General features: G+C 66.3%; 25 protein-coding genes. 18 read left to right on the top strand and 7 right to left on the bottom strand.

Annotation, left to right across the window (positions count from 1 at the left end; genetic code table 11):
- Positions 1-41: 41 nt before the first annotated feature.
- The 11 genes from ASE64_RS03535 to menC all read left to right on the top strand — a co-directional run bounded on the left by ASE64_RS03535 (position 42) and on the right by menC (position 13,164).
- Positions 42-1,238 carry an ROK family transcriptional regulator gene (locus ASE64_RS03535; RefSeq protein ID WP_055775947.1) on the top strand — a complete coding sequence of 399 codons (1,197 nt, stop codon included), beginning with the start codon at positions 42-44 and terminating at the stop codon, positions 1,236-1,238.
- A 25-nt stretch (positions 1,239-1,263) separates the two neighbouring features.
- The gene (locus ASE64_RS03530) at positions 1,264-2,397 is read left to right on the top strand and encodes a glycerate kinase (RefSeq protein ID WP_055777399.1); all 1,134 of its coding nucleotides are present in this window, start codon (positions 1,264-1,266) and stop codon (positions 2,395-2,397) included.
- A 104-nt stretch (positions 2,398-2,501) separates the two neighbouring features.
- Entirely contained in the window at positions 2,502-3,743 is a 1,242-nt protein-coding gene (locus tag ASE64_RS03525; protein WP_235480479.1) for a multidrug effflux MFS transporter, read from the top strand.
- 52 nt (positions 3,744-3,795) lie between these two features.
- A complete protein-coding gene (locus ASE64_RS03520; protein WP_055775944.1) occupies positions 3,796-4,500 on the top strand; it encodes a phosphatase PAP2 family protein in 705 nt (234 codons plus the stop codon).
- Between the two features lie 32 nt (positions 4,501-4,532).
- Positions 4,533-5,543, top strand: a complete 1,011-nt coding sequence (locus ASE64_RS03515) for a LacI family DNA-binding transcriptional regulator (RefSeq protein WP_055775940.1) — start codon at positions 4,533-4,535, stop codon at positions 5,541-5,543.
- Between the two features lie 369 nt (positions 5,544-5,912).
- Entirely contained in the window at positions 5,913-7,280 is a 1,368-nt protein-coding gene (locus ASE64_RS03510) for an ABC transporter substrate-binding protein (RefSeq protein WP_055775938.1), read from the top strand.
- Between the two features lie 100 nt (positions 7,281-7,380).
- On the top strand, positions 7,381-8,301 hold the full coding sequence (locus ASE64_RS03505; RefSeq protein WP_055775933.1) for a carbohydrate ABC transporter permease: 921 nt from the start codon (positions 7,381-7,383) through the stop codon (positions 8,299-8,301).
- Positions 8,298-9,179 carry a carbohydrate ABC transporter permease gene (locus ASE64_RS03500; protein WP_055775930.1) on the top strand — a complete coding sequence of 294 codons (882 nt, stop codon included), beginning with the start codon at positions 8,298-8,300 and terminating at the stop codon, positions 9,177-9,179. Before ASE64_RS03505 ends, ASE64_RS03500 begins: the two co-directional genes overlap by 4 nt.
- Before the next feature lie 54 nt (positions 9,180-9,233).
- On the top strand, positions 9,234-10,745 hold the full coding sequence (gene arfA, locus ASE64_RS03495; protein WP_055775927.1) for an arabinosylfuranosidase ArfA: 1,512 nt from the start codon (positions 9,234-9,236) through the stop codon (positions 10,743-10,745).
- 9 nt (positions 10,746-10,754) lie between these two features.
- On the top strand, positions 10,755-12,041 hold the full coding sequence (locus ASE64_RS03490) for a saccharopine dehydrogenase family protein (RefSeq protein WP_055775924.1): 1,287 nt from the start codon (positions 10,755-10,757) through the stop codon (positions 12,039-12,041).
- 13 nt (positions 12,042-12,054) lie between these two features.
- Positions 12,055-13,164 carry an o-succinylbenzoate synthase gene (gene menC / locus ASE64_RS03485; protein WP_055775921.1) on the top strand — a complete coding sequence of 370 codons (1,110 nt, stop codon included), beginning with the start codon at positions 12,055-12,057 and terminating at the stop codon, positions 13,162-13,164.
- 87 nt (positions 13,165-13,251) lie between these two features.
- Here menC and ASE64_RS03480 read toward each other — a convergent pair whose 3' ends face one another.
- On the bottom strand, positions 13,252-13,905 hold the full coding sequence (locus ASE64_RS03480; protein ID WP_156351622.1) for a hypothetical protein: 654 nt from the start codon (positions 13,903-13,905) through the stop codon (positions 13,252-13,254).
- A gap of 418 nt (positions 13,906-14,323) precedes the next feature.
- Between ASE64_RS03480 and ASE64_RS03475 the strand changes: the two genes are divergently transcribed.
- Both ASE64_RS03475 and ASE64_RS03470 read left to right on the top strand, forming a co-directional pair.
- On the top strand, positions 14,324-16,150 hold the full coding sequence (locus tag ASE64_RS03475; protein ID WP_055775916.1) for a helicase HerA-like domain-containing protein: 1,827 nt from the start codon (positions 14,324-14,326) through the stop codon (positions 16,148-16,150).
- 25 nt (positions 16,151-16,175) lie between these two features.
- Positions 16,176-16,586 carry a DUF3224 domain-containing protein gene (locus ASE64_RS03470; RefSeq protein ID WP_055775913.1) on the top strand — a complete coding sequence of 137 codons (411 nt, stop codon included), beginning with the start codon at positions 16,176-16,178 and terminating at the stop codon, positions 16,584-16,586.
- On the opposite strand, the gene ASE64_RS03465 is transcribed toward ASE64_RS03470, so the two are convergent.
- Both ASE64_RS03465 and ASE64_RS03460 read right to left on the bottom strand, forming a co-directional pair.
- Positions 16,583-17,209 carry a hypothetical protein gene (locus tag ASE64_RS03465; RefSeq protein WP_055775910.1) on the bottom strand — a complete coding sequence of 209 codons (627 nt, stop codon included), beginning with the start codon at positions 17,207-17,209 and terminating at the stop codon, positions 16,583-16,585. The genes ASE64_RS03470 and ASE64_RS03465 overlap by 4 nt on opposite strands.
- Before the next feature lie 123 nt (positions 17,210-17,332).
- Positions 17,333-17,884 (bottom strand): TetR/AcrR family transcriptional regulator, encoded by a 552-nt coding sequence (locus ASE64_RS03460; protein ID WP_156351621.1) that lies wholly within the window; start codon positions 17,882-17,884, stop codon positions 17,333-17,335.
- 272 nt (positions 17,885-18,156) lie between these two features.
- Between ASE64_RS03460 and ASE64_RS03455 the strand changes: the two genes are divergently transcribed.
- Entirely contained in the window at positions 18,157-19,098 is a 942-nt protein-coding gene (locus ASE64_RS03455; protein WP_055775902.1) for an aldo/keto reductase, read from the top strand.
- Here ASE64_RS03455 and ASE64_RS03450 read toward each other — a convergent pair.
- Positions 19,095-20,504, bottom strand: coding sequence for a protein kinase domain-containing protein (locus ASE64_RS03450; protein WP_055777393.1), 1,410 nt, complete (start codon positions 20,502-20,504; stop codon positions 19,095-19,097). The genes ASE64_RS03455 and ASE64_RS03450 overlap by 4 nt on opposite strands.
- A 207-nt stretch (positions 20,505-20,711) precedes the next feature.
- Between ASE64_RS03450 and ASE64_RS03445 the strand changes: the two genes are divergently transcribed.
- Positions 20,712-21,218, top strand: coding sequence for a GNAT family N-acetyltransferase (locus ASE64_RS03445; protein WP_055775899.1), 507 nt, complete (start codon positions 20,712-20,714; stop codon positions 21,216-21,218).
- Between the two features lie 53 nt (positions 21,219-21,271).
- The gene (locus ASE64_RS03440) at positions 21,272-21,868 is read left to right on the top strand and encodes a DUF6328 family protein (RefSeq protein ID WP_200920091.1); all 597 of its coding nucleotides are present in this window, start codon (positions 21,272-21,274) and stop codon (positions 21,866-21,868) included.
- Here the strand turns inward: ASE64_RS03440 and ASE64_RS03435 are convergent.
- The 3 genes from ASE64_RS03435 to ASE64_RS03425 form a co-directional block, all read right to left on the bottom strand.
- The gene (locus ASE64_RS03435) at positions 21,814-22,947 is read right to left on the bottom strand and encodes a DNA alkylation repair protein (RefSeq protein ID WP_055775896.1); all 1,134 of its coding nucleotides are present in this window, start codon (positions 22,945-22,947) and stop codon (positions 21,814-21,816) included. The genes ASE64_RS03440 and ASE64_RS03435 overlap by 55 nt on opposite strands.
- Positions 22,948-23,030: 83 nt before the next feature.
- Positions 23,031-23,336: an SHOCT domain-containing protein gene (locus tag ASE64_RS03430; protein WP_055775893.1), complete on the bottom strand. Its 306-nt coding sequence runs from the start codon at positions 23,334-23,336 to the stop codon at positions 23,031-23,033.
- Between the two features lie 82 nt (positions 23,337-23,418).
- A complete protein-coding gene (locus ASE64_RS03425; RefSeq protein WP_055775891.1) occupies positions 23,419-23,775 on the bottom strand; it encodes a hypothetical protein in 357 nt (118 codons plus the stop codon).
- Between the two features lie 54 nt (positions 23,776-23,829).
- On the opposite strand from ASE64_RS03425, the gene ASE64_RS03420 reads away from it, so the two are divergent.
- Both ASE64_RS03420 and ASE64_RS03415 read left to right on the top strand, forming a co-directional pair.
- Complete coding sequence (locus ASE64_RS03420; RefSeq protein ID WP_055775888.1) at positions 23,830-24,636, top strand: thymidylate synthase; 807 nt, start codon at positions 23,830-23,832, stop codon at positions 24,634-24,636.
- A complete protein-coding gene (locus ASE64_RS03415; RefSeq protein WP_055775885.1) occupies positions 24,633-25,136 on the top strand; it encodes a dihydrofolate reductase in 504 nt (167 codons plus the stop codon). Before ASE64_RS03420 ends, ASE64_RS03415 begins: the two co-directional genes overlap by 4 nt.
- The last annotated feature ends 12 nt before the right edge of the window (positions 25,137-25,148 follow it).

Genomic DNA, 25,148 nt, shown 5'->3' with positions numbered 1-25,148 from the left:
CGAGACAGCAGCGCCCTGCCGCGGTCGGCGAGGGGGAGCACGTGAGCGTCGAGCAGCCCGCCCCGCTTAGCCGGGTCGGCAACAGCAATGACCAGGCGCGGCGGCACAATCTCTCGACCGTCCTGACCCTGCTGCACCACAGCGGGTCGCGCACCCGTGCCGAGCTCACCCGCGCAACGGGCCTGAACCGCTCCACGATCGCCGCGCTGGTGGGCGAGCTCGGCGACCTCGGGCTGGTCTACGAGACGCAGCAGACCGACCCGGGCACGGTCGGCAGGCCCAGCCCCTTCGTCCACCTCACCGACCGCCTCCTCGCCGTGGCGGTCAACCCCGACCTCGACGCCGTCACCATCGGCCTCGTGCAATTGGGCGGTCGGGTGCTCGCCCGCGTTCGCCACGAGACCACGCGGGCGCCGGGTATCGACGAGACGGTGGCGATCGTGCGACGAGAGGTCTCGAGCCTCGTCGCTGGCCTTGCCGACGACCAGGTCATCGTGGGCGTGGGCATCGCGGTGCCCGGTCTGGTGCGCAGCTCCGACGGTGTCGTCACCCTCGCGCCGCACCTGCTCTGGAACGACCAGCCCCTCGCGGAGCCGGTCGCCGAGGCCCTGGGCATCCCGGCCTTCGCGGCGAACGACGCCCAGCTCGGACTGGTCGCTGAGAGTTTGTTCGGGGCGGGCCGCGGCGTGGAGGACATCGTCTACCTCAACGGGTCGACGTCGGGCATCGGCGGCAGCGTGCTGGTGGCGGGCAACGCTTTGCGAGGCGCGCAAGGCTATGCCGGCGAGCTCGGCCACACGCTCGTGAACAGTGACGGGGTCACCTGTTTCTGCGGAAAGAGCGGATGCCTCGAGACAGAGGTCAGCCTCGCCCGGCTCCTCGATGTGCTCGGCACCGCGCCGGTCGACGGTGACGAGTTCGACCGGATGCTCGTGGCCGCCGCCGACGACACCGTGCGCCACGAGATCGACCGCCAGCTCGACGTGCTCGGCACGGCGTTGGGCAACTTCGTGTCGATCTTCAACCCGTCGTCGATCATCCTCGGCGGCTTCCTGGGATCGCTGTACGCCGCGAACCCCGAGCGACTGCAAGCCGGGATCCGCCGGGCGTCGTTCGGCTCGCTCGGCGACGGCGTCACGCTCGAGCGCGCCCAGCTGCGCACCCGCCTTCTGATGGTCGGAGCGGCCGAGCTCGCCTTCGCGCCCGTGCTCGCCGACCCCGCCGGGGCTCTCGGATAGCAGCTCACCGACTAACGTGGCGATCATGACCGCGCCGTCGACGATCGTGTTCGCACCGGACTCCTTCAAGGGCTCGCTGACGGCGCGACAAGCGGCAGCCGCGATGGCTCGAGGGTGGGCCTCTGTTCGCCCGCTCGACACGCTGGTGCTGAAGCCGATGGCTGACGGCGGCGAGGGTACGCTCGACGCCGTCGAGGCCGCGGTGCCGGGGGCGACTCGAATGCCCGTGCGGGTGGCGGGGCCCAGAGACCTCGCCGTCGACGCGAGTTGGCTTCTGCTCGCCGACGGCACGGGGGTGGTCGAGCTGGCGAGCACCAGCGGGCTCACGCTGCTGGGCGCGCTCCGCCCCGACGACGCCCATTCCCGCGGGTTCGGTCAGGCGATCGTCGCCGCGCTCGATGACGGGGTGCGAAGGCTCGTGCTCGCCATCGGCGGCAGCTCGTCGACCGATGGCGGAGCCGGGGTTCTCGACGCGCTCGGCGCCCGGTTTCTGGATGCCGCGGGTCGGCCCGTGCGCGCGGGCAACCGCGGGCTGCACGACCTGGCTTCGGCGGACCTCCGGTCGATGAGGCCTCTGCCGCCCGACGGGGTCGAGGTGCTGTGCGACGTGACGAACCCCCTGCTCGGCGCGACCGGCGCGGCCGCGATATACGGACCGCAGAAGGGGGCCTCGACCGAGACGTCGACGCGTACGCTCGAGCGCGGTCTGGCGACGTTCGCTCGAGTTCTGGATCGAGACGCGGTCGGTTCCGGGCGTGCGGGTGTCGACCCGTCGCATCCGGGTGCGGGAGCGGCAGGGGGAGTGGGATTCGGTCTTCTCGCGTGGGGCGCGGCGCTCGTTGCGGGTTCGACCGGAATAGCCGAGATGAGCGGGCTCGCCGCCGCGGTCGCGTCATGCCACGCCGTCGTCACGGGCGAGGGCAGCTTCGATTCTCAGTCGGCATCCGGCAAGGTCGTATCGGCCGTACTGGCCGCGGCCGCCCCGAGTGCGACGGAGGTCAGCCTGATCGCCGGCCTCATCTCGGCGTCGACAGAGCAGTTCGTCGATGCAGTGTCGCTCGCCGCGCTCGCGGGCTCCGCCGAGAGTGCGCAGGCGGAGGCGGAGCGGTGGGCCGAGGTCGCGAGTGCCGCCCTGGCCGAGCGCTTCCAAGGCCGCTGAGGGGCCATCCCAGAACGAGATGCAGAGAATCCGAATCGGAAGTCGAATCGATTCGGTAAGGTAGTTGCCATTCGTCCACTGCACCGACGTGCGCAAGGAAACCTGTGACCACCGACTCCATCACCGTCGTCCACCCGGGCGATGCACTGTCGCGCCGCCAGCGCCTCGTCTACGTTCTGCTGCTCGGCGGGCTCACGGCGCTGGGCCCCCTGACGATCGACCTCTACCTGCCGGCGTTCCCCATTCTCGAGCAAGACCTCGGGGTCTCGGCGGGTGCGATTCAACTGACGCTCACCGGCACCACGATCGGATTCGCCCTCGGTCAACTCGTCGTCGGCCCGTGGAGCGACAAGGTCGGGCGACGCATTCCCCTGATCGTCGCGACCCTGCTGCACATCGCGGCCTGCGTCGGGGCCGCGGTTGCTCCGGAGATCGTGACGCTCGGCATCTTCCGTGTTCTGCAGGGTGCGGGCGCCGCGGCCGGCGGAGTCGTCGCGATGGCGATGGTGCGCGACCTGTTCGGAGGTCGCCCGCTGGTGCGCATGCTGTCGCGGCTGGCTCTCATCACCACCCTCGCGCCGCTGCTCGCTCCGCTCATCGGGTCGCAGATGCTGCGCTTCACCGACTGGCGGGGAATCTTCTGGGCCCTCGCCATCTACGGGGTACTCGTCGTGGTCGCGGTCTGGCTGTGGATCGTCGAGACGCTGCCCAAGGAGCGCCCGCACGACGCCGGCCACTCGACCCTGCGCCAGCGCTATCGATCGGTGCTCACCGACCGCATCTTCATCGGCGTCGCGCTGATCGGCGGCATGACGTTCGCGGGTCTCTTCACCTACCTCTCGGCCTCGTCGTTCCTCTTCCAGCTCGTCTACGAGCTCGATCCCCAGCAGTACGGTCTGCTGTTCGCGGTCAACTCGATCGGCATCGCTGCGGGCACGCAGATCTCGGCGCGGCTCACGAAGTACGTGGCTCCACAGTGGATTCTGGCGGGCACGACCACGATGATGCTGCTCTGCGCCATCGCCATCGTGGTCCTCGATTCGGCCGGCGCGGGGCTGATCGGAATCCTCATCCCGCTCTGGTTCTTCATCGCGTCGTGCGGCTTCGGCTTCCCGTGCGTGCAGGTTCTCGCACTCGACCGGCACGGTCACGAAGCGGGCACGGCGGCGTCGCTCCTCGGCGCCGTGAACTTCGGTCTCGCCGGGCTCATCTCTCCGATCGTCGGCTTTCTCGGCATCACCAGCGCCGTACCCATGGGAGCCGTGATGGCGGTCACGGCGGCCGTGGCCGTGGTGTCGCTCTGGGTGATCGTGCGTCCGTCGACAGTGCCCGCGCTGGGGCGCTGACGTCGATCGCAAGCCCTGCGCGCGTTTTCGACGCAACCGGTACGGTCGGGGAATGACGAACGACCCTCCCGGCGCGAGCGCGCAGCCGAGCACCGACCAGAAGACCCGCAAGGTGCAGAGGTTCTGGCCACTTGTCAGTGCCTTCGCCGTTCTGGTCGTGGCGGTGCTGATCGGTGCGCTCGTGATGCTGCGCGGCGCCGGCAACCCCCTCGGCTTCGACACCGAGTGGATGGACGAGATCCTCGAGCACCGTTCGCCGGTGTGGGAGATCCCGTCGCTGGCGATGAACTACCTCGGGGGCGGCGTCATCGGCGTGTTCATCGTTCCGATCGCCATCATCGCGGCGCTCTGTCTCTTTCGCAGGTTCTGGGCCGCGCTGTATTTCACGGCGGCCACGGTGCTGTCCGCCGGTCTCGTCCAACTGCTGAAGAGCCTCTTCGGCAGGGCCAGGCCCGAGGAGATCCTGGTGCACGCCGACTTCGGTTCATTTCCATCCGGCCATGTCGCCAATGCGACGACCATGGCCGTGGTTCTCGCGATCATCCTGCGCCGCAGCTGGATCTGGGTCGCCGGCGTCGTCTACGTGATCCTCATGCTCCTGAGCCGCACCTATCTCGGCGCGCACTGGCTGAGCGACACCTTCGGGGGTCTGCTGCTCGGCGTCGGTGTGGCCGTGATCGTGTGGGCCCCCATGGCGAACAGATTGTTCCGAGAGAACGAGCGGCGACACCGCTTCGTGCTCGCCCGTGGCCGATAGTGGGAGTTTCTGCAACGTTGTAGTCTCAAGCCGTGGCCATAACCCTGCATGACGTAGCCCGACTGGCGGGTGTGTCGATCAAGACCGTCTCGAACGTCATCAACGACTACCCGCACATCCGGCCGGCCACGAGAACGAAGGTCGAGGCGGCGATCGACGAGCTCGGCTATCAGCCCAATCTCTCGGCGCGCAGCCTTCGCTCCGGCAGATCCGGAGTGATCAGCCTGCTCATCCCCGACCTGCGCAACGCCTACTTCGCCGAGCTCGCCGATGCGGTCATGAGGGCCGCGCGGGCCAAAGGCCTGTCCGTGATCATCGAGCAGATGCCGGGGGGCAAGAAGGAAGAGCTCGAGATCCTGCGCGGGCCGCGCATGCAGCTCGTCGACGGAATCCTGTACAGCGTGCTCGCGCTCGGCGAAGAAGACGCGCATCACCTCGACGGCACGATGCCGATGGTGCTGCTCGGCGACCGCATCTTCAATGGTCCGAAAGACCACGTGACGATGCAGAACATCGAGGGCTCCCGGGCGGCGACCGACCACCTGCTGTCTCTGGGGCGCCGACGCGTCGCCGCGCTCGGGGCGCATCCCGGCGAGGTGGTCGGCTCGGCCGGCCTCAGGCTCGACGGCTACAGGCAGGCCCTCGCGGAACACAGCGTGGAGTACGACCCCTCGTTGGTGATTCCGGTCATCAGTTGGCACCGTCAAGACGGGGCCGAGGCTATGCGGGCCTTTCTCGCCGAGGGCGTCGTCTTCGACGGCCTCGTGGGCTTCAACGACTCCATGGCGCTGGGTGCGATGCGCGTGATGCAGGAGGCTGGCCTGCGGATTCCCGGCGACGTCGCCGTGATCGGCTTCGACGATATCGATGAGACCCGATACTCGATCCCTTCGCTCTCGACGATCGATCCGTCGAAGGATCAGATTGCCGAGACCGCTGTCGCTCTGCTGCTCGAGCGCATCGAGAATCCCGATTCGGATGCTCCCGCCCGGGATCTGGCGACCGAGTTCCGCGTGGTGCAACGCGAGTCGAGCGCCGACTGACAGGCCGCTGAGTGCCACGTGCGCGTCGCCGGGACGCCCGATAGATGCGTTCTGTGTCGATTGAGCGACGCACAGAATCCCGCTCTTGACACCCATCCGAGTGCAGTGCAGAATCACTTTTACAACGTTTACTTTACAACGTTGTAAATGACAGAAATTCGATGTGGTGGCACCCGCCATGATCGATTGCTCGAATCAAGGAGGATTCGTTGATGGTCACATGCCGCACCCTGTGGGCAGGCTCTCTCGCCGAACACTCCCACCCCTCTCCTGCCTCAGCGCGTGCTTCGCTGCGCTAGGGAGACGACGCACCCCACCGAACTCGCGACAGCATCGTCGCGGTTCTTCTTTCGAAGGGAACCATTCACAGTGAAGACCAAATCACTTCTGGCCGTGGTGAGCGCTGGCGCTCTCCTGGTCACTCTCGCCGGCTGCTCGCCCGATGTCAGTGCGGGAGGAGGCAGCACCGACTCCGCCGGCGGGGACGCGGGCTCGTGCAGCAACACGATCGTCAACAAAGACGCCCCCCAGGTGTCTGTCTGGGCGTGGTACCCGAACATCAACACGGTCGTAGACATGTTCAACAAGTCGCACGACGATGTGCAGGTCTGCTGGTCGAATGCGGGCCAGGGTGCCGATGAATACGCCAAGTTCTCCACCGCGATCGCCGCCGGCACGGGTGCCCCCGACGTCGTCATGCTCGAGGCCGAGGTCGTACCCGGCTTCATCCTGCAGGATGCCCTCGTCGACCTGAGCGAGCACGGCGCCGACGATGTGAAGGCCAACTTCAGCGCCGGAGCCTGGAAGGACGTCTCGAGCGGCGACTCGGTCTACGCCATTCCGGTCGACGGCGGCCCCATGGCCATGATCTACCGTGCCGATATCTTCACCAAGTACGGCATCGCGGTTCCCACGACGTGGGACGAATACGCCGCTGCAGCGCAGCAGCTGAAAGACGCGGGTGGCCCGTTCATGGGTGACTTCGGCAGCAACGTGCCCGCCTGGTTCACGGCTCTGATGACGCAGAACGGTCAGACGGCCTGGGACTACGAGTCGGCCGACCCCCAGAAGATCGGCATCGATCTGAACGACGACGGCAGCAAGAAGGTCGCCGACTACTGGCAGGACCTCGTGAAGAAGGGCCTCGTCGACACGAAGGACCAGTTCAACACCGACTACATCGGCGGTCTGGCGAATGGCTCGTACGCCACGTACGTCTCGGCGGCGTGGGCTCCCGGATACCTGACGGGTGCCGGAGCCTCGACCGAGGGAGACGGTGCCGACTGGAAGGCGGCCCCGCTTCCCCAGTGGGACCCGGCGAATCCCGTCTCCGTGAACTGGGGCGGATCGACGTTCGCGGTCACCACGCAGGCCAAGGACAAAGATCTCGCTGCGACCGTCGCCAAGGAGCTGTACGCATCCGACGAGGAACTGCAGGACGGCGTCGACACCCAGACGATCTTCCCGCTCAACCAGAAGATGCTCGCCTCTGACGCATTCGCCGACACCCCCGTCAAGTTCTTCAACGGCCAGACGGCCAACAAAGACGTCTACATCCCGGCGGAGAACGCGTACGAGGGCTACACCTACAGCCCATTCACGACGTACTACTACTCGGAGCTGACCAAGTCGATGGTCTCGATCATCGACGGCAGCAAGTCTGGATCGGAGTCACTCGATGATCTGCAGAAGACGATGACCGATTACGCCAAGGCCCAGGGCTTCACCGTCAAGTAACGCAGCTCCACCCCTGAGACCGGCTCAGGGAACACTCGTTCCCTGAGCCGTCGAAGGGCACCCACCCGAGACCTCGCCCCCAGTCGATAGAAGGACTGACATGACCAACCCCGCCGCCGTGCTCAGAGCACCGTCCCGGCGCCGCAATCTGCGTCGCCCCTGGATTGGCTGGCTTTTCATCGCTCCCTTCGGAGTGATCTTCCTCGTCTTCCTCGTAGCGCCCCTCGTCTACGCGTTCTACCTCAGCCTCTTCTCCAAGGGTCTCGCCACCGGAACGACCTTCTCCGGGGCGGGCAACTACGTCAAGGCGTTCACCGATCCCGAGTTCCTCTCCGGCATCTGGTTCGTGATCCGCTTCGCGGTCATCCTCATCCCTATCCAGATGGCCGTCTCTCTGGCGGCGGCGCTCGTGCTCGACGCACTCACCACGCGGCTCTCGCGCTTCGCACGACTCGCCATCTTCGTGCCCTACGCCATCCCGGCCGTGGTCGGCACCCTCATGTGGGGCTTTCTCTACAGCCCGACCTTCGGGCCGCTCACCGACCTCTTCAAGGTGGTCAATCAGAGCGCACCCGAGATCCTGAGTTCGGGAAACATCTTCGGCGGGCTCCTCAACATCGTCGTCTGGCAGTGGGCCGGCTACTACATGATCATCATCTACGCGGCGCTGCGAGGCATCGACCCCAGCATCTACGAGGCCGCGCGTATCGACGGTGCTGGTCCCCGTCAGATCGCCTTCCGCATCAAGGTGCCCATGATCTCGAGCGCCATGGCGCTGATTCTCGTCTTCGCCCTCATCGGCACCCTGCAGTTCTTCACGGAGCCGCAGGTGCTGAGGCCGATCTCGAACGGCTCGATCACGTCGAGCTTCACTCCCAACATCTACGCGTTCGATCTCGCCTTCCGCTTCTCGCAGTTCAACTACGCGTCGACCATCTCGTTCTCGCTCGGCATCGTGGTCTTCATCGCGGTGTACATCTTCTTATTCGCCAGCCGCAAGCGCCGGGGAGGACTGTCATGACGACCATCACCAGAATTCCCACGGCGAAGAAGAGGCCGAACATCACGGCGCACGTGTTCCTCGTGGCCCTGATCATCTACTTCCTGCTTCCGCTGTGGTGGCTGTTCGTGGCCAGCACCAAAGATCCGCAGGGACTGTTCACGGGCACGGGCGGCGCCCTGTGGTTCGACAAGAACTTCAACCTGTTGGCCAACATTCAGGAGCTCATCACCTACAAGGGCGGCATCTACTTCCGCTGGCTGGGCAACTCGGCTCTCTACTCCCTGCTCGGTGGTGTGGGCGCGACGATTCTGGCGGTTCTCGCGGGCTACGGCTTCGCCAAGTTCCCGTTCAAGGGGCGAGACTTCTCGTTCGCCGTCTTGCTCGGCTCGGTGATGGTGCCGCTCACCGCGCTGGTGATCCCGACGTTCATGCTGATGTCGCAGCTGCACCTCACGAACACGATCTGGGCGGTCATCCTGCCGTCGTTGCTCAGCCCGTTCGGTGTGTACCTGATGCGGGTCTACGCGGCAGACGCCGTTCCCGACGAACTGCTCGACGCGGCTCGCGTCGACGGTTCGGGAGAGCTGCGCACCTTCCTCACGGTCGCGCTGCCGCTGATGCGACCCGCCGTCGTCACCGTGCTGCTGCTCTCGGTCGTCGGAACGTGGAACAACTACTTCCTCCCGCTGGCCGTTCTCAGCGACCAGAACCTCTACCCCGTCACCGTCGGGCTGGGCGGCTGGCAGGCGCTCGCCGCATCCAACAACGGCGGCGGAACGTCGCTCTACACGCTCATCGTGGTCGGGTCGCTCATCTCGATCATCCCGCTGGTGATCGCCTTCCTCTCGCTGCAGAAGTACTGGCAGGGCGGTCTCTCGCTCGGCGCTCTCAAGTAATCGCTGCTCGCTCAACACCCATCCTTCTCCACCCCTTCTACTCGGGAGACACCCATGGTCACCGCACGCCTCATCCTCGATCCCCACTTCGCCGTCGGTGCGATCAACCGTCGCATCTTCGGCTCGTTCGTCGAGCACCTCGGACGCTGCGTCTACGACGGCATCTACGAACCCGGCCACTCCACGGCTGACGCCGAGGGCTTTCGCGGCGATGTCATCGATCTGGTGAAGGAGCTCGGCACCACCACGATCCGGTACCCCGGCGGAAACTTCGTCTCGGGATTCAAGTGGGAGGACAGCGTCGGGCCGCGAGAAGACCGGCCGCGCCGCCTCGACCTCGCCTGGCACTCGACCGAGACCAATGAGATCGGACTGCACGAGTTCTCGTCGTGGCTCGCGAAGGTCGACAGCGAACTCATGCTCGCCATCAACCTGGGCACGCGCGGCGTCGAAGAGGCCCTCGACCTGGTCGAGTACACGAACATCCGCTCGGGCTCGACGCTGAGCGACCAGCGCATCGCCAACGGTCAGGTCGAGCCGTTCGGCGTCACGATGTGGTGCCTCGGCAACGAGATGGATGGCCCGTGGCAGCTCGGTCATCGCAGCGCCGAGGACTACGGCAAGATCGCGAGCCAGACGGCGAAGGCTCTGCGCCAGCTCGACGAGCGCCTCGAACTCGTCGTGTGCGGATCGTCGAGCGCCCAGATGCCCACCTTCGGATCGTGGGAGCGCACCGTGCTGCAGCACACCTACGACGACGTCGACTACATCTCGTGCCACGCCTACTACGAGGAGCGCGGGGGAGACCTCACGAGTTTCCTGGCCTCCGGCGTCAACATGGATCACTTCATCGAGTCGGTCGTGGCCACGGCCGACAGCGTCAAGGCCGAGCTGCGTTCGTCGAAGCAGATCAACATCTCGTTCGACGAGTGGAACGTCTGGTACATCGACCGCTACCAGCAGGTCGACCGGATCACCGATATCGAGGAGTGGCCGGTCGCACCGCGGCTGCTCGAGGACGTGTACTCCGTGGCCGACGCCGTCGTCTTCGGCAGCCTGCTCATCTCGCTGCTCAAGCACGCGGATCGCGTGCAATCCGCGTCTCTCGCACAGCTCGTCAACGTGATCGCCCCGATCATGACCGAGCCGGGAGGCGACTCGTGGCGCCAGACCACGTTCTTCCCCTTCGCCGTCACCTCGCGCCTCGCGCGGGGCACGGTTCTCGAGGTGCGACTCGAGAGCGACACGCACGAGACCAAGGAGTACGGCACCGTCGCCACCGTCGACGCTGTCGCCACGGTCGATGCCGAAGCGGGAACCGCCGCCGTCTTCCTCGTGAATCGCAGCGAGACCGAGGAGGCCACGGTCACGATCGACGTCGCCGCCCTGGGAGATCTGGGCCTGCTCGAGGCGTCGACGCTCGCCGACGACGACGTCTACGCGGCGAACACTCTCGCCGACCAGAATCGCGTCGGGCTCAGCCCCAACACGTCGGCCGTAATCGTCGACGGCGTCGTCACGATCACCCTGCCCGCCGTCTCGTGGAGCGCGGTGAGCCTGGGGTAGCGTTCACCCATGAGAATTCTCCTGGTCGGTGCCGGCGGCGTCGGTGACGCCATTGCCAAGATCGCAGCGCGGCGGTCGTTCTTCGAGCAGATCGTGGTGACCGATTACGACCTCTCGCGCGCCCAGCGCACCGTCGACTGGATCGCGTCGAAGCACGGCAGCGAGGTCGCTGGCCGATTCGCGGTCGACGCGATCGACGCATCCGACCCCGACAACGTCGCAGACGTCGCTCGCAAGCACGGCGTCAGCCACGTGATGAATGCCGTCGAGCCCAAGTTCGTGCCCACGATCTTCGCGGGCGCGCTCGCCGCGGGTGCCGACTATCTCGACATGGCGATGAGCCTGTCGGAGCCGCACCCCACCGACCCCCACTCCGAGACCGGCGTCAAGCTCGGCGACGACCAGTTCGCTCAGGCGGCCGACTGGGAGACCGCCGGACGACTCGCGCTCGTCGGAATCGGCGTGGAACCAGGACTCAGCGATGTGTTCGCCCGCTACGCCGCCGACCACCTCTTCTCGGAGATCGACGAGCTCGGCACCCGTGACGGCGCCAACCTCGTGGTGCGCGACGAGGCCGGCAACGAGATCTTCGCCCCGAGCTTCTCGATCTGGACCACGATCGAGGAGTGCCTGAACCCTCCCGTCGTCTGGGAGAAGGAGCGCGGCTGGTTCACCACGCCCCCGTTCTCCGAGCCCGAGATCTTCACCTTTCCCGAGGGCATCGGCGACGTCGAGTGCGTCAACGTCGAGCACGAAGAGGTTCTGCTCATGCCCCGCTGGGTCGACGCCAAGCGCGTGACCTTCAAGTACGGGCTGGGCAACGAGTTCATCGGCATTCTCAAGACCTTGCATCAACTCGGTCTCGACTCCACCGTGCCCGTGCGGGTGCGCTCGTCGGGCGGCCCTGTCGAGGTCGCGCCCCGCGACGTCGTCGCTGCCGGTCTTCCCGACCCGGCGACTCTCGGCCCGCGCATGTCGGGCAAGACGTGTGCCGGACTCTGGGTCACGGGCACCGGCGTCGATGGTCGCCCCCGCGAGGTCTACCTCTACCACGTGGCCGACAACGAGTGGACGATGCGCGAGTACGAGGCCCAGTGCGTGGTGTGGCAGACCGCGCTGAACCCCGTGATCGCACTCGAGCTGCTAAGTACCGGCGTCTGGTCGGGTGTCGGCGTTCTGGGCCCGGAGGCATTCGAGGCCCGCGCGTATCTCGAGCTGATGCGGGCTCCCGAGTCTGAAGGCGGCTACGGGCAGGCGTGGGGCCTCGAAGACCGACTCGCTCCTCTCATCTCGTGAGCGGGTTGCGCGCATGAAGGTCGAGCGCGTCACCCTGCATCGCCTTGCCATGCCCCTCGTCAGGCCCTTCGAGACGAGCTTCGGAACGCAGACCGATCGCGACGTGCTCCTCGTGCACCTCGTCACCTCGGACGGAGTCGAGGGGTGGGGCGAGTGCGTGGCGGGAGCCGACCCCGTGTATTCGAGCGAGTACGTGTCGGGGTGCGAACACCTCATCGAGAACTACCTGGCGCCCGCGATTCTGGCCGAACCCGACATCACGGCCGAGACGTTGGATGCGCGGCTGCGCTTCGTGGTCGGCCACCGCATGGCGAAGGCCGCCGTCGAGGCGGCCGTTCTGGATGCCCAGCTGCGCGCATCCGGCATCTCATTCGGGCGTTACCTCGGCGCCGTGCGCGAGGAGGTCGACTGCGGGGTGTCGGTGGGCATCGCGCCGACTCTCGACGAGCTGCTCGACGAGGTCTCGGGCTACGTGGCTGAGGGGTATCGACGCATCAAGCTGAAGATCAGGCCGGGATGGGACCTGGAGCCCGTGGCCGCCGTGCGCGCCCTGCTCGGAGACGACGCCCTGCTGCAGGTCGACGCGAACACGGCCTACACGCCGGACGACATCGACCACCTGCGCGAACTCGATCAGTTCGGCCTGCTGCTCATCGAGCAGCCCTTCGTCGAAGACGACATCGCGGGCCACGCCGTTCTCGCGGCCGCCATCGACACCCCGATCTGCCTCGACGAGTCGATCACGTCGGCCGCCATCGCACGCGATGCGATCGAGCGGGATGCGACATCCATCGTCAATGTGAAGCCGGGCAGGGTCGGGGGATACCTCGAATCCGTGCGCATCCACGACGTGTGCGTGGAGCGCGACGTGCCCGCCTGGGTCGGCGGCATGCTCGAGACGGGGTTGGGCAGAGCTTCCAACGTCGCTCTCGCCGCGCTGCCCGGATTCACGCTTCCCGGAGACACCTCGGCATCCCGCCGCTACTACGCGGAAGACCTGACGGAGCCCTTCGAGCTGGTCGACGGGCGGCTCAGGGTTCCCACCGGGCCGGGAACGGGCGTGGCCGTGCGACAGGAGCTCGTCGCCGAGTGGGCCACCCGTCCGCCGCTACTCCTCCGCTGATCCAGCTTCGTTTCGTTATGTTCGCCGCCGAGTTGCCGGAATCTGCCGCCTCATCACAGGTCGAGGCGGCGAAAACGGGCAACTCGATTACGACCGAGCACGAATCGAGGCCGCCAACTCGGCGATGAACTCGTCGGGCGCCGCGAGATCGTCGGCGGTGTAGCGCTTCGCGTCCCAACCGATGGCCTTCAGCCTTCTGAAACGAGCGATGTCCCGACGCCACTGCCTCTTATCGGTGCGGTGATGGTCGCCCTCGTAGTCCATCGAGATCTTCAGCTCGGGGTACGCGAGGTCGACGCGGGCCACGAAGACGCCCCTCTCATCGAACACGTTGTAGTTGGTGACGGGGGCGGGGAGCCCCGCCAGAATGATGATGACTCGCTGCCACGACTCCATCGGCGATTCGCTGCCGTCGTCGAGCATCGGAAGTGCCTGCCGGAGAAGTCTGGCGCCCCGCCCGGCGCCGTAGTCGTCGACGGCGCGAGCGAGCCGGTCGAGGTGCGTCAGCGGGAGGGCGCGGTGGATGAGGCGGTCACCGACTGCGACGAGCGGTGCGAGGGAGAGAACAGCACCGAGATCGCACCAGGTGCGTTCGGGCGTGGTCACGCCGAATCCGAAGCGGGTATCGACATCGTCGGCCGACAGGGTGGCCTGATGCCCGATCACCCCGTGACGGTGGGGCGCGCGCCGACCGCGAGGCACCGACACGTGGAGGGGTGAATCCTGAAGATCGAGCGGCATGGGTAGACGGTGCAAGGTCGCGGCGGTCGCGTGGCTGAAAGTAGCCTCGGGCGGAAGAGCCTGTGTCAGAGCGCGGCACCGCTCCTCGAACAGCATCGCCGGCGGAAGACCGTCCTCCCACCCGGAAAGGAGGCGAATGCCATGAAACGGCGTCGTCAGGTCGCGGGCTCGCAGGCGTCTGGGGCTGACACCATTGGCCCTCGCCTCGGCGACCGTGAACGCGCGGGGTGGAAACACGATTCGTTTCGGAGTGATCGGACTCACCCGCTCACTACGCCCAGCCCACAGAATCCCTGCAGAAGTTGTCCACAGCGCCGTCGAGTTGCCTGAATCTGTCGCCTCATCGCAGGTCGAGGCGGCTGAATCGGGCAACTCGATTCGGCGCTCCGGGGTCGCGCTGCCTCGGTAGAGTTTGCTCATGACGAACGCCGACGGTTCTGTTCTGGATGCTGCTGCCGCACTCGCACAGGCGAGGGCTGCGGCCGAGGCCGCTCAGGCTGCGGCGGATGCGGCCCAGGCCGCGCTCGATGAGGCGACACGGCGGGCTGCGGCCGCCGAGACCGCGGCCGCGCCAGTCGAGCCCGCGCCCGCGCAACCCGCCTCCTCGAGCCAGCCCATCGCATCCGGCCCGCTGAGCGACGCGGCGGTCGAGTCGGTTCGCTCGGGCTACGACTTCGCCGGCGAGGCGCTGCAGATGGGTGCGTTGGTCAACGGCGAGGCGCGCGCCGACGTGCAGGTGCGCATTCCGCTCAGCATGATCGCGCGGCACGGGCTCGTCGCCGGAGCAACCGGAACCGGCAAGACGAAGACGCTGCAGGGCCTCGCGGAGCAGCTGTCCGCCGCGGGCGTTCCCGTGTTCGCGGCCGACATCAAAGGCGACCTCTCGGGGCTTGCCACGGCCGGCGCATCCAGCGACAAGCTCGCCGAGCGAACGCGGGGAATCGGGCAGGATTGGCAGCCGACCGCATTTCCCACCGAGTACTTCACGCTCGGCGGCCTCGGCACCGGAGTGCCGATCCGGGCCACGATCACGAGCTTCGGCCCGCTGCTGCTGTCGAAGGTCCTCGGTCTGAACGAGACGCAGGAGTCGAGCCTGGGGTTGGTGTTCCACTACGCCGACGCGCAGGGGCTGCCGCTCATCGACATCTCCGATCTGCGCTCGGTTCTGAGCTACCTGCAGAGCGACGAGGGCAAGGCGGAACTGAAGGAGCTGGGCGGTCTCTCGTCCGCGACCGTCGGCGTCATCCTGCGCGAGCTCATCACCTTCGCCGATCAGGGCGCCGACGTCTTCTTCGGCGAACCCGAGATCGACACGGCCGACTTCCTGCGGCTCGCGGCCGATGGTCGCGGCATCGTCAGCCTGCTCGAGGTTCCGGGCGTGCAAGACAAGCCCGCCCTGTTCTCGACCTTTCTCATGTGGCTGCTCGCCGACCTCATGAACGACCTCCCCGAGGTCGGAGACCTCGACAAGCCCAAACTCGTGTTCTTCTTCGACGAGGCGCACCTGCTGTTCTCGGGCGCATCGAAGGACTTCCTCGCGGCCATCACGCAGACCGTGCGACTCATCCGATCAAAGGGTGTGGGCATCTTCTTCGTCACCCAGACACCGAAGGACGTGCCGGGGGATGTGCTCGCGCAGCTGGGCTCCCGCGTGCAGCACCAGCTCCGGGCCCACACTCCCGACGATGCCAAGGCTCTGAGGCAGACCGTGCAGACCTATCCGGTCAGCGAGTACGACCTGGGCGAGGTGCTGCAGAGTCTGGCTATCGGCGAGGCGATCGTCACCGTGATGAACGAGAAGGGCGCCCCGACTCCCGTCGCATGGACACGGATGCGCGCACCCCAGGGATCGATGGATCCGACCCCGGCAGTGGACATGCAGGCCACGGTACAGTCGTCGCCGCTGCTGGCCCGCTACGGGGCCGCGGTCGACCCGGACTCGGCGAAGGAGATGCTGGCACGCCGTCTCGATGCCGCATCCGCCGCCGCCGCGCAGAAGGATGCCGCCGAGGCCGCAGCCGAGCAGGCGGCGAAGAGCGAGAAGGAGCGGCTGGCCGCGCAGAAGAAGATCGACGCCGAATACGACCGCCTCGCCAGGCAGAGCCAACCACGCCGCGCGCCACGCACATCCTCGTCTCGCCGGTCGTCGAAGACTCCGATCGAGCAGGTTCTCGGATCGTCGGTGACGAAGACGATCCTCACCGAGGTGATGCGGGGCATCTTCGGCAACGCCCGTCGACGCTGACCTGTCCACGCTCTAGGATCGGCTCATGATCGAAGTCGCTCCCGTCATCGTCCCGTTCGAGATCACCGGCTGGGAACAGGAGCCGTATGGCGACGAGGGCGAGCGCAACGAACTCGCTCAGGTGACGGTGACCAAGGTCTTCACCGGAGACATCGAGGGGCAGAGCGTCGCACGGCTGCTGATGGCGGGCAATCCGGCGGGTGCCGGCTACGTCGCATCCGAACTGTTCACCGGTCAGGTCGGCGCTCGATCAGGATCGTTCGTCGTGCAGCACGGTGGACTGGTCGACGGCGATGATGCGCATTCCTTCGGCAGCATCGTGCCCGGCTCGGGAACAGGAGAGCTGGTCGGCGTCAGAGGTGAGGCGATCTACGCGAACAACGAGGAAGGGCACACGCTCACGCTGACCCTGCGCTTCGTCGCGGAGTCGGCCTAGCGCACCACGAGCGTCTCGGGTGACATCAGAAGGATGAGCACCAGCGAGAGCGCCGCGATCGTGCCGGCCGCAACAGCACCGCCGAGCCACGGCCAGCGCTCGAACCAGTAGAGGATCTTCGAGTAATCACGCCGCAGCTCGGCCCGCGTCAACGGCTCTTCGATTCGTCTGACGGGAACATCGAACGCCGAGGCCATGGCCTCGATGCTGTCGGTAGACCAGAACTGGCCCCGCATGCGGAGAAGAGCCTCGCCCGTGGTGTCGAGAAGGAACAGCTGGGGAACCGTCTCGAGCGACTGGCCGCGATAGGCGGTGATGATGAGCACGCTCTCGATGCGCTTGCTCGCGACCCGGTTCGTCGTGAAGAAGCCCCGCTCCGAGACGCAATCGTGGGCGATGCGGATCGACACCCTCGAGAGGAGGAACGACGCGGTCGCGTAGACCGCGGTCACGACGAGGAGGGCGACGAAGACCCGCGGCCACGTGCCTCGCGGAATGGAGAACCAGAAGACGGCAGCGAAGACGGGAATGAGGAGGGCGGCCGTGACGAGGCGCGTCTGCCCGTGCAATTGTGCGATCGGACGAAGAATGCGATCGGTGCGCGACGAGGGATTCGGTATCACAGTGACCTCGATCCTTCGATGCACAGACGGGAATCGACACCCCCGACTGTGTCCATCGTAAATCGCGGTCCACGGCAACGGACAGCCGCATTAATGAGGACACGCCTTACGGCATGACGCTCGTCAGCTGGAGGAGGGCGAGTCGCTTGAACCGATCAGCTCGACGGCGACGTCGGCGAGGCGCTCGATCAGTTCGTCGGAGGCGGGCGTGTGCAGCACGAGTTCGCTGAAGTACACCGGACCGACGAGCTCGGCGAACTGCTCGGTCGTCAGAGGTCCCACCAGCTCGCGCAGTTGCTCGAGGCGCTTGTCACTCATGTCGTCCATCGACGCCACGGCCTTGTCTTCCTGGGTCGCGTGGTGAATCAACGATGTCAGGGCGACCTTTGTGATCGGCTCGTGGATTCCGTCGCGGACGCTCGTGAGGAAGTGCACGACCCTCTCGCGGTTCGACAGGCCCTCCGGATCGAATCCGTCGGTGCCCGACGCGAGACTGACGGCCTCGCTGATGACCTGCTCGATCGTTCCCCAGTGCACGTAGAGGGTGCGGCGCGAGACCTCGGCCTCTTTAGCGAGGCTGCTCAGAGTGATGGTCTCGCCGTTGCGCTCGGACAGCATGCGGCGTGTGGTCTCGAGCACGTGCAAACGGGTTCTTTTGATTCGAGGATCGGTCACGAAAATAATGATAGACGGTACGTATTCTTTGCAGCATGCTCTTGACGGCACAGGCCGGGGCCTGTAGGTATCTTCCAAGGTTTCGCATTAGCGTCGATCGGGTCCCAAGGGAAGATCGATCAACTCCAGGGCGAGAATTTCACCTCATGAATCACCCTGTACGTGCCATTCCCGGCATCGGGAACGTCGCACGGGCAACATCCGGAACTGAAAATCGTCGCCGGGTCACTGTTTTTTATAATACAGATCGTCTATAACGCGAAGGAGTCATCATGACAGCCATAGGTTCATCGGATCTGACCGTGTTTCCCCTCGCCCTGGGTGGCAACACCTTTGGGTGGACGAGCGACGAGGGGTCGTCCCGCGATGTGCTCGATGCTTTCGTGTCGGGCGGCGGCGACCTCATCGACACGGCCGACAGCTACTCGGCCTGGGTTCCGGGCGGCTCGGGCGGCGAGTCGGAGTCGATCATCGGCCGGTGGATGGCGGACCGCGGCAATCGGTCCGACGTCGTCATCGCGACCAAGGTCAGCCAGCACCCCGAGTTCCGCGGACTCTCCGCCACGAACGTCGCGGCGGCCGCCGACGCGAGCCTCGCTCGCCTGGGCACCGACTACATCGATCTGTACTACGCCCACTTCGACGACGAGAACACCCCGCTCGAAGAGACGGTCGCCGCGTTCGACGCGCTGGTCACCGCAGGCAAGGTCCGCTACATCGGCATCTCCAACTTCTCCGCCGAGCGTGTGTCGGAGTGGGTGGGCATCGCCAGGCGCAACGGATTCGCGGCGCCGGTCGCGCTTCAGCCGCACTACAACCTCGTGCACCGATCAGACTTCGAGAAGCACCTCGCACCCGTGGCCGAGCGTGCGGAGTTAGGAGTGCTGCCGTATTTCGGTCTGGCCGCCGGGTTCCTCACCGGCAAGTACCGCACCACCGCCGATCTCGGTCAGAGCAATCGCGGTGCCGGTGCGAAGGACTACCTGACCGACGAGGGCCTCGGCGTGGTCTCGGCTCTGGCGACCATCGCGGATGCGCGGGGTGTGGCGATCGCGAGCGTCGCGTTGGCCTGGTTGCTGGCTCGACCCACCGTGGTCGCGCCCATCGCGAGCGCCCGAACGCTGGCGCAGCTGCCCGATCTGCTCGAAGGGGCACGTCTCGAGCTGACGGGCTCGGAGATCGCCCTTCTCGACGAGGCGTCGGCGGGCTTCTAGGCCTGAACGGCCGGGGCTGCGGCCGGGTGGGCCTTTCCCGACACCCGGCGCACCTCGAGGCGCAGTTCGAGCTCGCTCATGACCATGGCGGCGAGATCGCCGAGCGTCTCGAGATCGCGCGCGCTCGCCTCACGCGGTTCGAAATCGAGAACGCACAGGGTGCCGAGATTGTGCCCGTCGCGAGTGGTCAGCGGAACCCCGGCGTAGAACCGGAGTCCGAATTCTCCTGCCACGAGGGGGTTCGCCATTGCTCGCGGGTCGAATGTGGCGTCATCCACCACCCACGGCTCGCCTCCGAGGATCGCGGAGGCGCAGAGTCCCGCGTCCCGACCGACCTCGGAGATGTCGAGCCCGTGATGCGATTTGAACCAGACGCGGTCGAAGTCGACGATGCTGACGATGGCCACCGGCGCATCGAACAGGCGGGCGGCCAGCGCGGTGATGCGGTCGAACGCCCCGTCGGGCGGGGTGTCGAGCACGTCGTAGCGTCTGACTGCCGCGAGCCGGGTCGCCTCGTCGCTCGGCAAGACGCCCGCGTCGGGGGCGCTGTGCCGACCCGAGTCCGTGAGGAAGGCGCGACGGAAGAACAGGATGATGTCGCCCAGCGCCGGCCTGTCAGCGATGGTGCGTGACGTCATGCTCGTGAGGAGGATCCGCCAATCGACGGGCAAGTCGTCGGGAACCTCGGGATCGTCGATGAGGCGTGCCATCGCCGCCTGGAGTTTCGGCCCGGTGAACGAGGGTGCCCCGCTGAGGCATTCGAGCAGAACGAGTCCCAATGAGTACACGTCGCTGGCCGGCCCGAGTGCTTCTCCCCGTGCCTGCTCCGGGCTGAGGTACGCGGCGGTGCCGGTGGCCGAGCCTTGGCTGGCGGGCAACCCGTTTCGTGACTGTGCGATGCCGAAGTCGGCGAGCTTGGCACGCGTGCGCACGCCGTGGCTCGTGTACTCCGCCAACAGGATGTTGGCGGGTTTCACGTCGCGGTGCACGACCCCGTGGTGATGGGCGTACTCGAGCCCTTCGGCGAGGTCGTAGGCCAGCTGGGCAACCTGGCGTCGGCCCATCGGCCCCTCGTCGAGCGCCTGCTTGAGGTTCTTGCCCTTCACGAGTTCCATCACGAGGAAGCGGCGCGGATTCGCGGCGTCGGTGCGATCGATTCCCGCGTCGTGAAGCGTGACGAGGCTCGGATGATTCAGGCTGGCGAGCACGGCCAGTTCGTGATGTTGGCGGGCGAGCTCCTCGGTATTCGCGGGGGCCGGTTCGAAGAGTTTCACGGCCACGTCTCTGCCGAGCAATTGATCGTGGGCACGGTAGACCGAGGCCATGCCGCCTTTGCCGACGAACGAATCGATGCGATACCGGTTGTGCAGCACGGAGTACGGATGGCGTGATGCCGTTTCGCTCATCGTGCAGCCCCCATCCCCGTGGATGCCGTTCACCCCTCTATGCGATCGTAGGTGCGGATCCGACGGAACCTCACCAATGACAGCGGGGGTTGACGAGCGATATACACCCGTGCTGCAGCGGGCGCAACCGCTTTCTCTGCACATCGTGCATCCCGCCGGGGGTGCCGCGCAAGGACAAAACTCCTATTTGTTTGCGAGGATTGTCTGATGCCCGAAAATATCGAACTCGACATCCAGCATGTCGCATGGTCAGACCCGCGCGCGATCGCACTCCGTGACGTTATGGATGCGGAGATGGAGTTGCGGTACGGCCTGTCGAGTCCGGCCGACGCCGAGCTCTCAGAGGCGATTCATCGTGCGCTCGCGGTCGACGAGTCGACCGTCGTCGACACGGTGCTGCTCGTCGACGACGGTGTGCCCGTCGCCCACGCCGGCCTGCGGATGCTGCAGACGGATTCGGGCTCGGAGTGGGAGGTCAAGAGGGTCATCGTCGATGGCACACGACGCGGACGAGGTCTTGGCCGTGCGTTGATGAGCGAGATCATCGACATCGCTCGGCGTGGGGGCGCGGAGCGTCTCATCCTTCAGGCTGGTGACCGACAGCCGGAGGCCGTGGGTCTCTATTCCACGCTCGGTTTCACGCCGATTCCGGTCTACGCGCCGTACGCGGAGTCCATGCCGCAATCGCTGTGTTTCGAGTTGATTCTTCGCTGACCCGACCCGCGCTCTTCGGTACTCTGGCGGCACACACAGTGTGAGGAGCGATCGTGGACACGAAGACCGGCCCGGATGATCTGGATGCCGACCCGAACGACGGCCGCCGCGAGACGGTGACCGAGAGGCTCGACCGCAACTGGGACGAGATCCTCCAGGAGCTCCGCGTCATCCAGACCGGAACGCAGATCCTCACCGGATTTCTTCTCGCCGCCGTCTTTCAGAGCAGGTTCAGCGACCTCGACGACTATCAGAAGGGCGTCTACGCCTCGTTGGTCGTCGTCACCATTCTCACGACCGTGATGGGGCTCGCGCCGGTGAGCCTGCACCGCATCCTCTTTCGACAGCACGCGAAGGCGACGATCGTCGGCGCCACGGATCGCTTTCTCCAGGTGACCATGGCCGGTGTCGCCATCACTCTGGCCGGAACGGCGATGCTCATCTTCGATTTCGTGTTCGGCCGGGCAGGCGGCATCGTTGCCGGGGTCGGGGTGCTGCTCGTGGTCACGCTGCTATGGGTGGTCGTGCCTCGTCGTCTGCGTTCGCGTGTCTCTGCCACCGCTGGCGTCGGCGTGGAGGGCCCTCGTCCGAGCGCTCAGCCCGAGGAGACTGGCGACGGGATCTCGACCTCGAAGGCGCGACGCGAGTAGCGTCGCCCGTTGATCTGCAGTTCGATCAGGTGGGTGCCCGGGTAATGGACCCGGGTGGTCATCTGATGGATGGCGTGCCTCTTGCGCAGGCCGACGGTCTCGCCCGGCTGCAGGTCTTTCGCGCTGAGCTTGAACACCTTCTCCGCCAGCGCGCCGGAATTCTTCACGTACGAGACGACGTAGTCGATCGCGAGTCTCGTGGCGGCATCGCCCTCGTTGGTGACGGTGAGCGAGAAGTCGAGTGACCCCGGCAGAGTCACCGTCTCGTCGGCGAGCGCTATCGGCGAGACCCGCAGCGTGGCATCCGAGAAGCCCATCAGCGCCAACGCGGCGGGGTCGGCTTTCTTGATCAGAGTCCGGAGACCGTGCCGAACGACCCATGCCGTGTTCGCGTCGGGTTCGGCGAGCCAGCGCCCAGCCGTCTGCGCGACCAGCGCCGGGCTCTGTCGGCTGAGGTCGTTCAGATGATTGGCGACCGAGCGTCGCACATACTCACTCGGATCCGTCCGGAGTGCATCGAGGATCGGCACCGCCTTCTCGGGTGACGAGGTGAGAGAGGCGACGCGCACCGCCCACGGCAAAAACGGACGAGTGCCTTCGGACGCGAGGCGTCGCACGTGCTCGTCGGGGCTGCGCGTCCAGGGCAGGATGTTCGCCAACGCGCGATCGAGATCCGCGGCCAGAAAGCGCCGGATGGCGAACTCCGCGGTGAGCCGCGGAGTCAGTTCGGCCAGCAGCCGGAGTCCGTCATCGAAGCGCACGAGAGCCTGGTGCGAGTCGCTGGAGAAGCCGCGAAGTGCCGCGGTCGTGACCGCCTCCGTCACGGGCCAGATCATCCAGCCGGTGAACGCGGGCAGACGCAGCGCCCGTCGCACTGCCGTGGAGAGCTCGTCATAGCTCGACTCGTCGCTCAGCATGGCCTCGGCCACGAGATCGCTTCGTGCTCGCAACTGCAGGCCGTCGACGCGCTCGGCAGACTCTTCGACGGCGTCCCAGGTGCGGGTGCCGTCTGCCTCGCGAAGGAGCCCGGCCAAGCTCAGAACCGTGCTTCTATCGATCAACTCGTTCATCGCGCCCATGGCGTCACGCTACAAGGATCGACGCCGATATCGGCAAAACCGGCGCTCGTCTCGCTCCAGGTCGGCGACGTCGGGTGGAAGCGCTACAGCTGGGTCAACAGTCGGGCGCGAGCGGCGTCGTATTCGTTGGCGCTGATGGTGCCGGCCGCGCGCAACTGCTCGATCTTCTCGAGCCGCGCCTCGACGCTGGGCTGCGAACTCAGGGCGTCGCTGTCGAGCAGCTTCGTGGCGATGTCGGTCTGCAGCGTGAGCGGGTTGTGCCCAGCCCGGCGAGCCCGCGAGGCATTTGCGATCACACTGACGATCACAAAGACGAAGACCAGGGCGATGATGCCGCCGACGATCCAGAAGATGATCGGCATGAAGTCGGGGGTCGTGCTTCCAGGCATGGTGCTTCCCTTCTCTCGATCAGCCCATCCTGCCCGGGATCAGCCCCGAATGGGGGTCATGCGGAGGAAGTTCGGAGGTGCGTCAGGCATCGATGATCGCGATGAAGCGCGTGCCGATGCCGTCGATCTCACTGCGCTTGAGGCCCTCGGCCGGCAACGGAATGTCGCCGATGCTGTGGTGATCGCAGGTGAGGTAGGTGAACTCCGGCCACCATTTCTTCGGGCGAACCGATTCCTCGAAGCCGCAGACATCGCAGCGAAGCTGCACCCAGACGGCCTTCTTGCCCGTGCGGTTGGCCCGCGACTGTGCCAGCCACGGCGGGGGATTGTCGTTCATCTCCGCGAGCTCGGTCTCGGAGATCTTGGCGGCGATGCCGTGTCTGCGTGCCATCTCCATCGAGATGTCGAGGCGGAGGGCGGCTTCTCGTCGAGTGATCATCGTGGTCAACGATAGTTCGTCCCGTCAGGGCATCCGTTGGATTAAGCTCGCAGGGTGCCCACACTTCAGACGCCCTACGAAGACCTGCTGCGCCATGTGCTCGAGACGGGGGCTGCGAAGTCCGACCGCACGGGAACGGGAACGACGAGTGTTTTCGGCGCGCAACTCCGCTTCGATCTCAGCGAGGGCTTTCCGCTCATCACCACCAAGCGGGTGCACTTCAAGTCGATCGCCTACGAGCTGCTCTGGTTCCTGCGTGGTGAGAGCAACGTGGGCTGGCTGCGCGAGAACGGCGTCACGATCTGGGACGAGTGGGCCGACGCCGACGGTGAGCTCGGCCCGGTCTACGGCGTGCAGTGGCGCTCATGGCCCACTCCGTCGGGCGGGCACGTCGACCAGATCTCCCAGGTCATCGAGACGCTGAAGTCCGACCCCGACTCGCGGCGCATCATCGTCTCGGCATGGAACGTCGCCGAGATCCCCGAGATGGCGCTGGCCCCCTGCCACGCCCTCTTCCAGTTCTACGTCGCCGACGGCAAGCTGTCCTGCCAGCTGTACCAGCGCAGCGCCGACCTGTTCCTCGGTGTGCCGTTCAACATCGCGAGCTACGCGCTGCTGACCCACATGGTCGCCCAGCAGGCCGGCCTCGAGGTCGGCGACTTCGTCTGGACGGGCGGCGACTGCCACATCTACGACAACCACGTCGAGCAGGTCACCGAGCAGCTCACCCGCGAGCCGTACGCGTTGCCGAAACTGCGCATCACGCGCACACCCGACAGCATCTTCGACTACCGCTACGACGATTTCGAGATCGTCGACTACGTGCACCACCCGGCCATCAAGGCGCCCGTCGCCGTATGAGCGTGGCGCTCATCTGGGCCGAGGCCCGCGGCGGAGTCATCGGCGACGGCGGCACGATTCCCTGGCACCTGCCAGAAGACCTCGCGCACTTCAAAGAGGTGACGCTGGGAGGCACGGTCGTGATGGGCCGCCGCACGTGGGAGTCCCTACCTGAGCGGTTCCGACCCCTCCCCGGGCGGCGCAATGTCGTGCTGACCCGCGATCGCGACTTCACCGCCGACGGCGCCGATGTCGCGCATTCGCTCGACGAGATTCTGGATGCCGGTGGTTCCGACAACACATCGGCCCCGGTCTGGGTCATCGGCGGCGGTGAGATCTACTCGCAGGCCCTGCCCCGAGCATCCCGTCTCGAGGTGACCGAGGTCGACCTCGAGGTGGCCGGAGACACCCGGGCGCCCGCCGTCGACCCCGCCGTTTGGAGCCCTGCCGAGGCGACGGACTGGCTCGAGTCACGCACGGGCATCCGCTACCGCTTCGTGAGCTACGACCGCCGCCGTTAGCGCCCTCCGCTG

Source organism: Agreia sp. Leaf210 (genome assembly GCF_001421485.1).
GTDB lineage: Bacteria > Actinomycetota > Actinomycetes > Actinomycetales > Microbacteriaceae > Agreia.
This window is presented reverse-complemented; position numbering and strand designations above follow the sequence as displayed.

Excerpts from the sequence above, each read along its gene's own strand:
- ASE64_RS03530 (WP_055777399.1), top strand. The coding sequence starts at position 1,264 with ATGACCGCGCCGTCGACGATCGTGTTCGCACCGGACTCCTTCAAGGGC.
- ASE64_RS03520 (WP_055775944.1), top strand. The coding sequence starts at position 3,796 with ATGACGAACGACCCTCCCGGCGCGAGCGCGCAGCCGAGCACCGACCAG.
- ASE64_RS03505 (WP_055775933.1), top strand. The coding sequence starts at position 7,381 with ATGACCAACCCCGCCGCCGTGCTCAGAGCACCGTCCCGGCGCCGCAAT.
- ASE64_RS03500 (WP_055775930.1), top strand. The coding sequence starts at position 8,298 with ATGACGACCATCACCAGAATTCCCACGGCGAAGAAGAGGCCGAACATC.
- arfA (WP_055775927.1), top strand. The coding sequence starts at position 9,234 with ATGGTCACCGCACGCCTCATCCTCGATCCCCACTTCGCCGTCGGTGCG.
- ASE64_RS03490 (WP_055775924.1), top strand. The coding sequence starts at position 10,755 with ATGAGAATTCTCCTGGTCGGTGCCGGCGGCGTCGGTGACGCCATTGCC.
- menC (WP_055775921.1), top strand. The coding sequence starts at position 12,055 with ATGAAGGTCGAGCGCGTCACCCTGCATCGCCTTGCCATGCCCCTCGTC.
- ASE64_RS03480 (WP_156351622.1), bottom strand. The coding sequence starts at position 13,905 with ATGCCGCTCGATCTTCAGGATTCACCCCTCCACGTGTCGGTGCCTCGC.
- ASE64_RS03475 (WP_055775916.1), top strand. The coding sequence starts at position 14,324 with ATGACGAACGCCGACGGTTCTGTTCTGGATGCTGCTGCCGCACTCGCA.
- ASE64_RS03470 (WP_055775913.1), top strand. The coding sequence starts at position 16,176 with ATGATCGAAGTCGCTCCCGTCATCGTCCCGTTCGAGATCACCGGCTGG.
- ASE64_RS03455 (WP_055775902.1), top strand. The coding sequence starts at position 18,157 with ATGACAGCCATAGGTTCATCGGATCTGACCGTGTTTCCCCTCGCCCTG.
- ASE64_RS03450 (WP_055777393.1), bottom strand. The coding sequence starts at position 20,504 with ATGAGCGAAACGGCATCACGCCATCCGTACTCCGTGCTGCACAACCGG.
- ASE64_RS03445 (WP_055775899.1), top strand. The coding sequence starts at position 20,712 with ATGCCCGAAAATATCGAACTCGACATCCAGCATGTCGCATGGTCAGAC.
- ASE64_RS03435 (WP_055775896.1), bottom strand. The coding sequence starts at position 22,947 with ATGGGCGCGATGAACGAGTTGATCGATAGAAGCACGGTTCTGAGCTTG.
- ASE64_RS03430 (WP_055775893.1), bottom strand. The coding sequence starts at position 23,336 with ATGCCTGGAAGCACGACCCCCGACTTCATGCCGATCATCTTCTGGATC.
- ASE64_RS03425 (WP_055775891.1), bottom strand. The coding sequence starts at position 23,775 with ATGATCACTCGACGAGAAGCCGCCCTCCGCCTCGACATCTCGATGGAG.
- ASE64_RS03415 (WP_055775885.1), top strand. The coding sequence starts at position 24,633 with ATGAGCGTGGCGCTCATCTGGGCCGAGGCCCGCGGCGGAGTCATCGGC.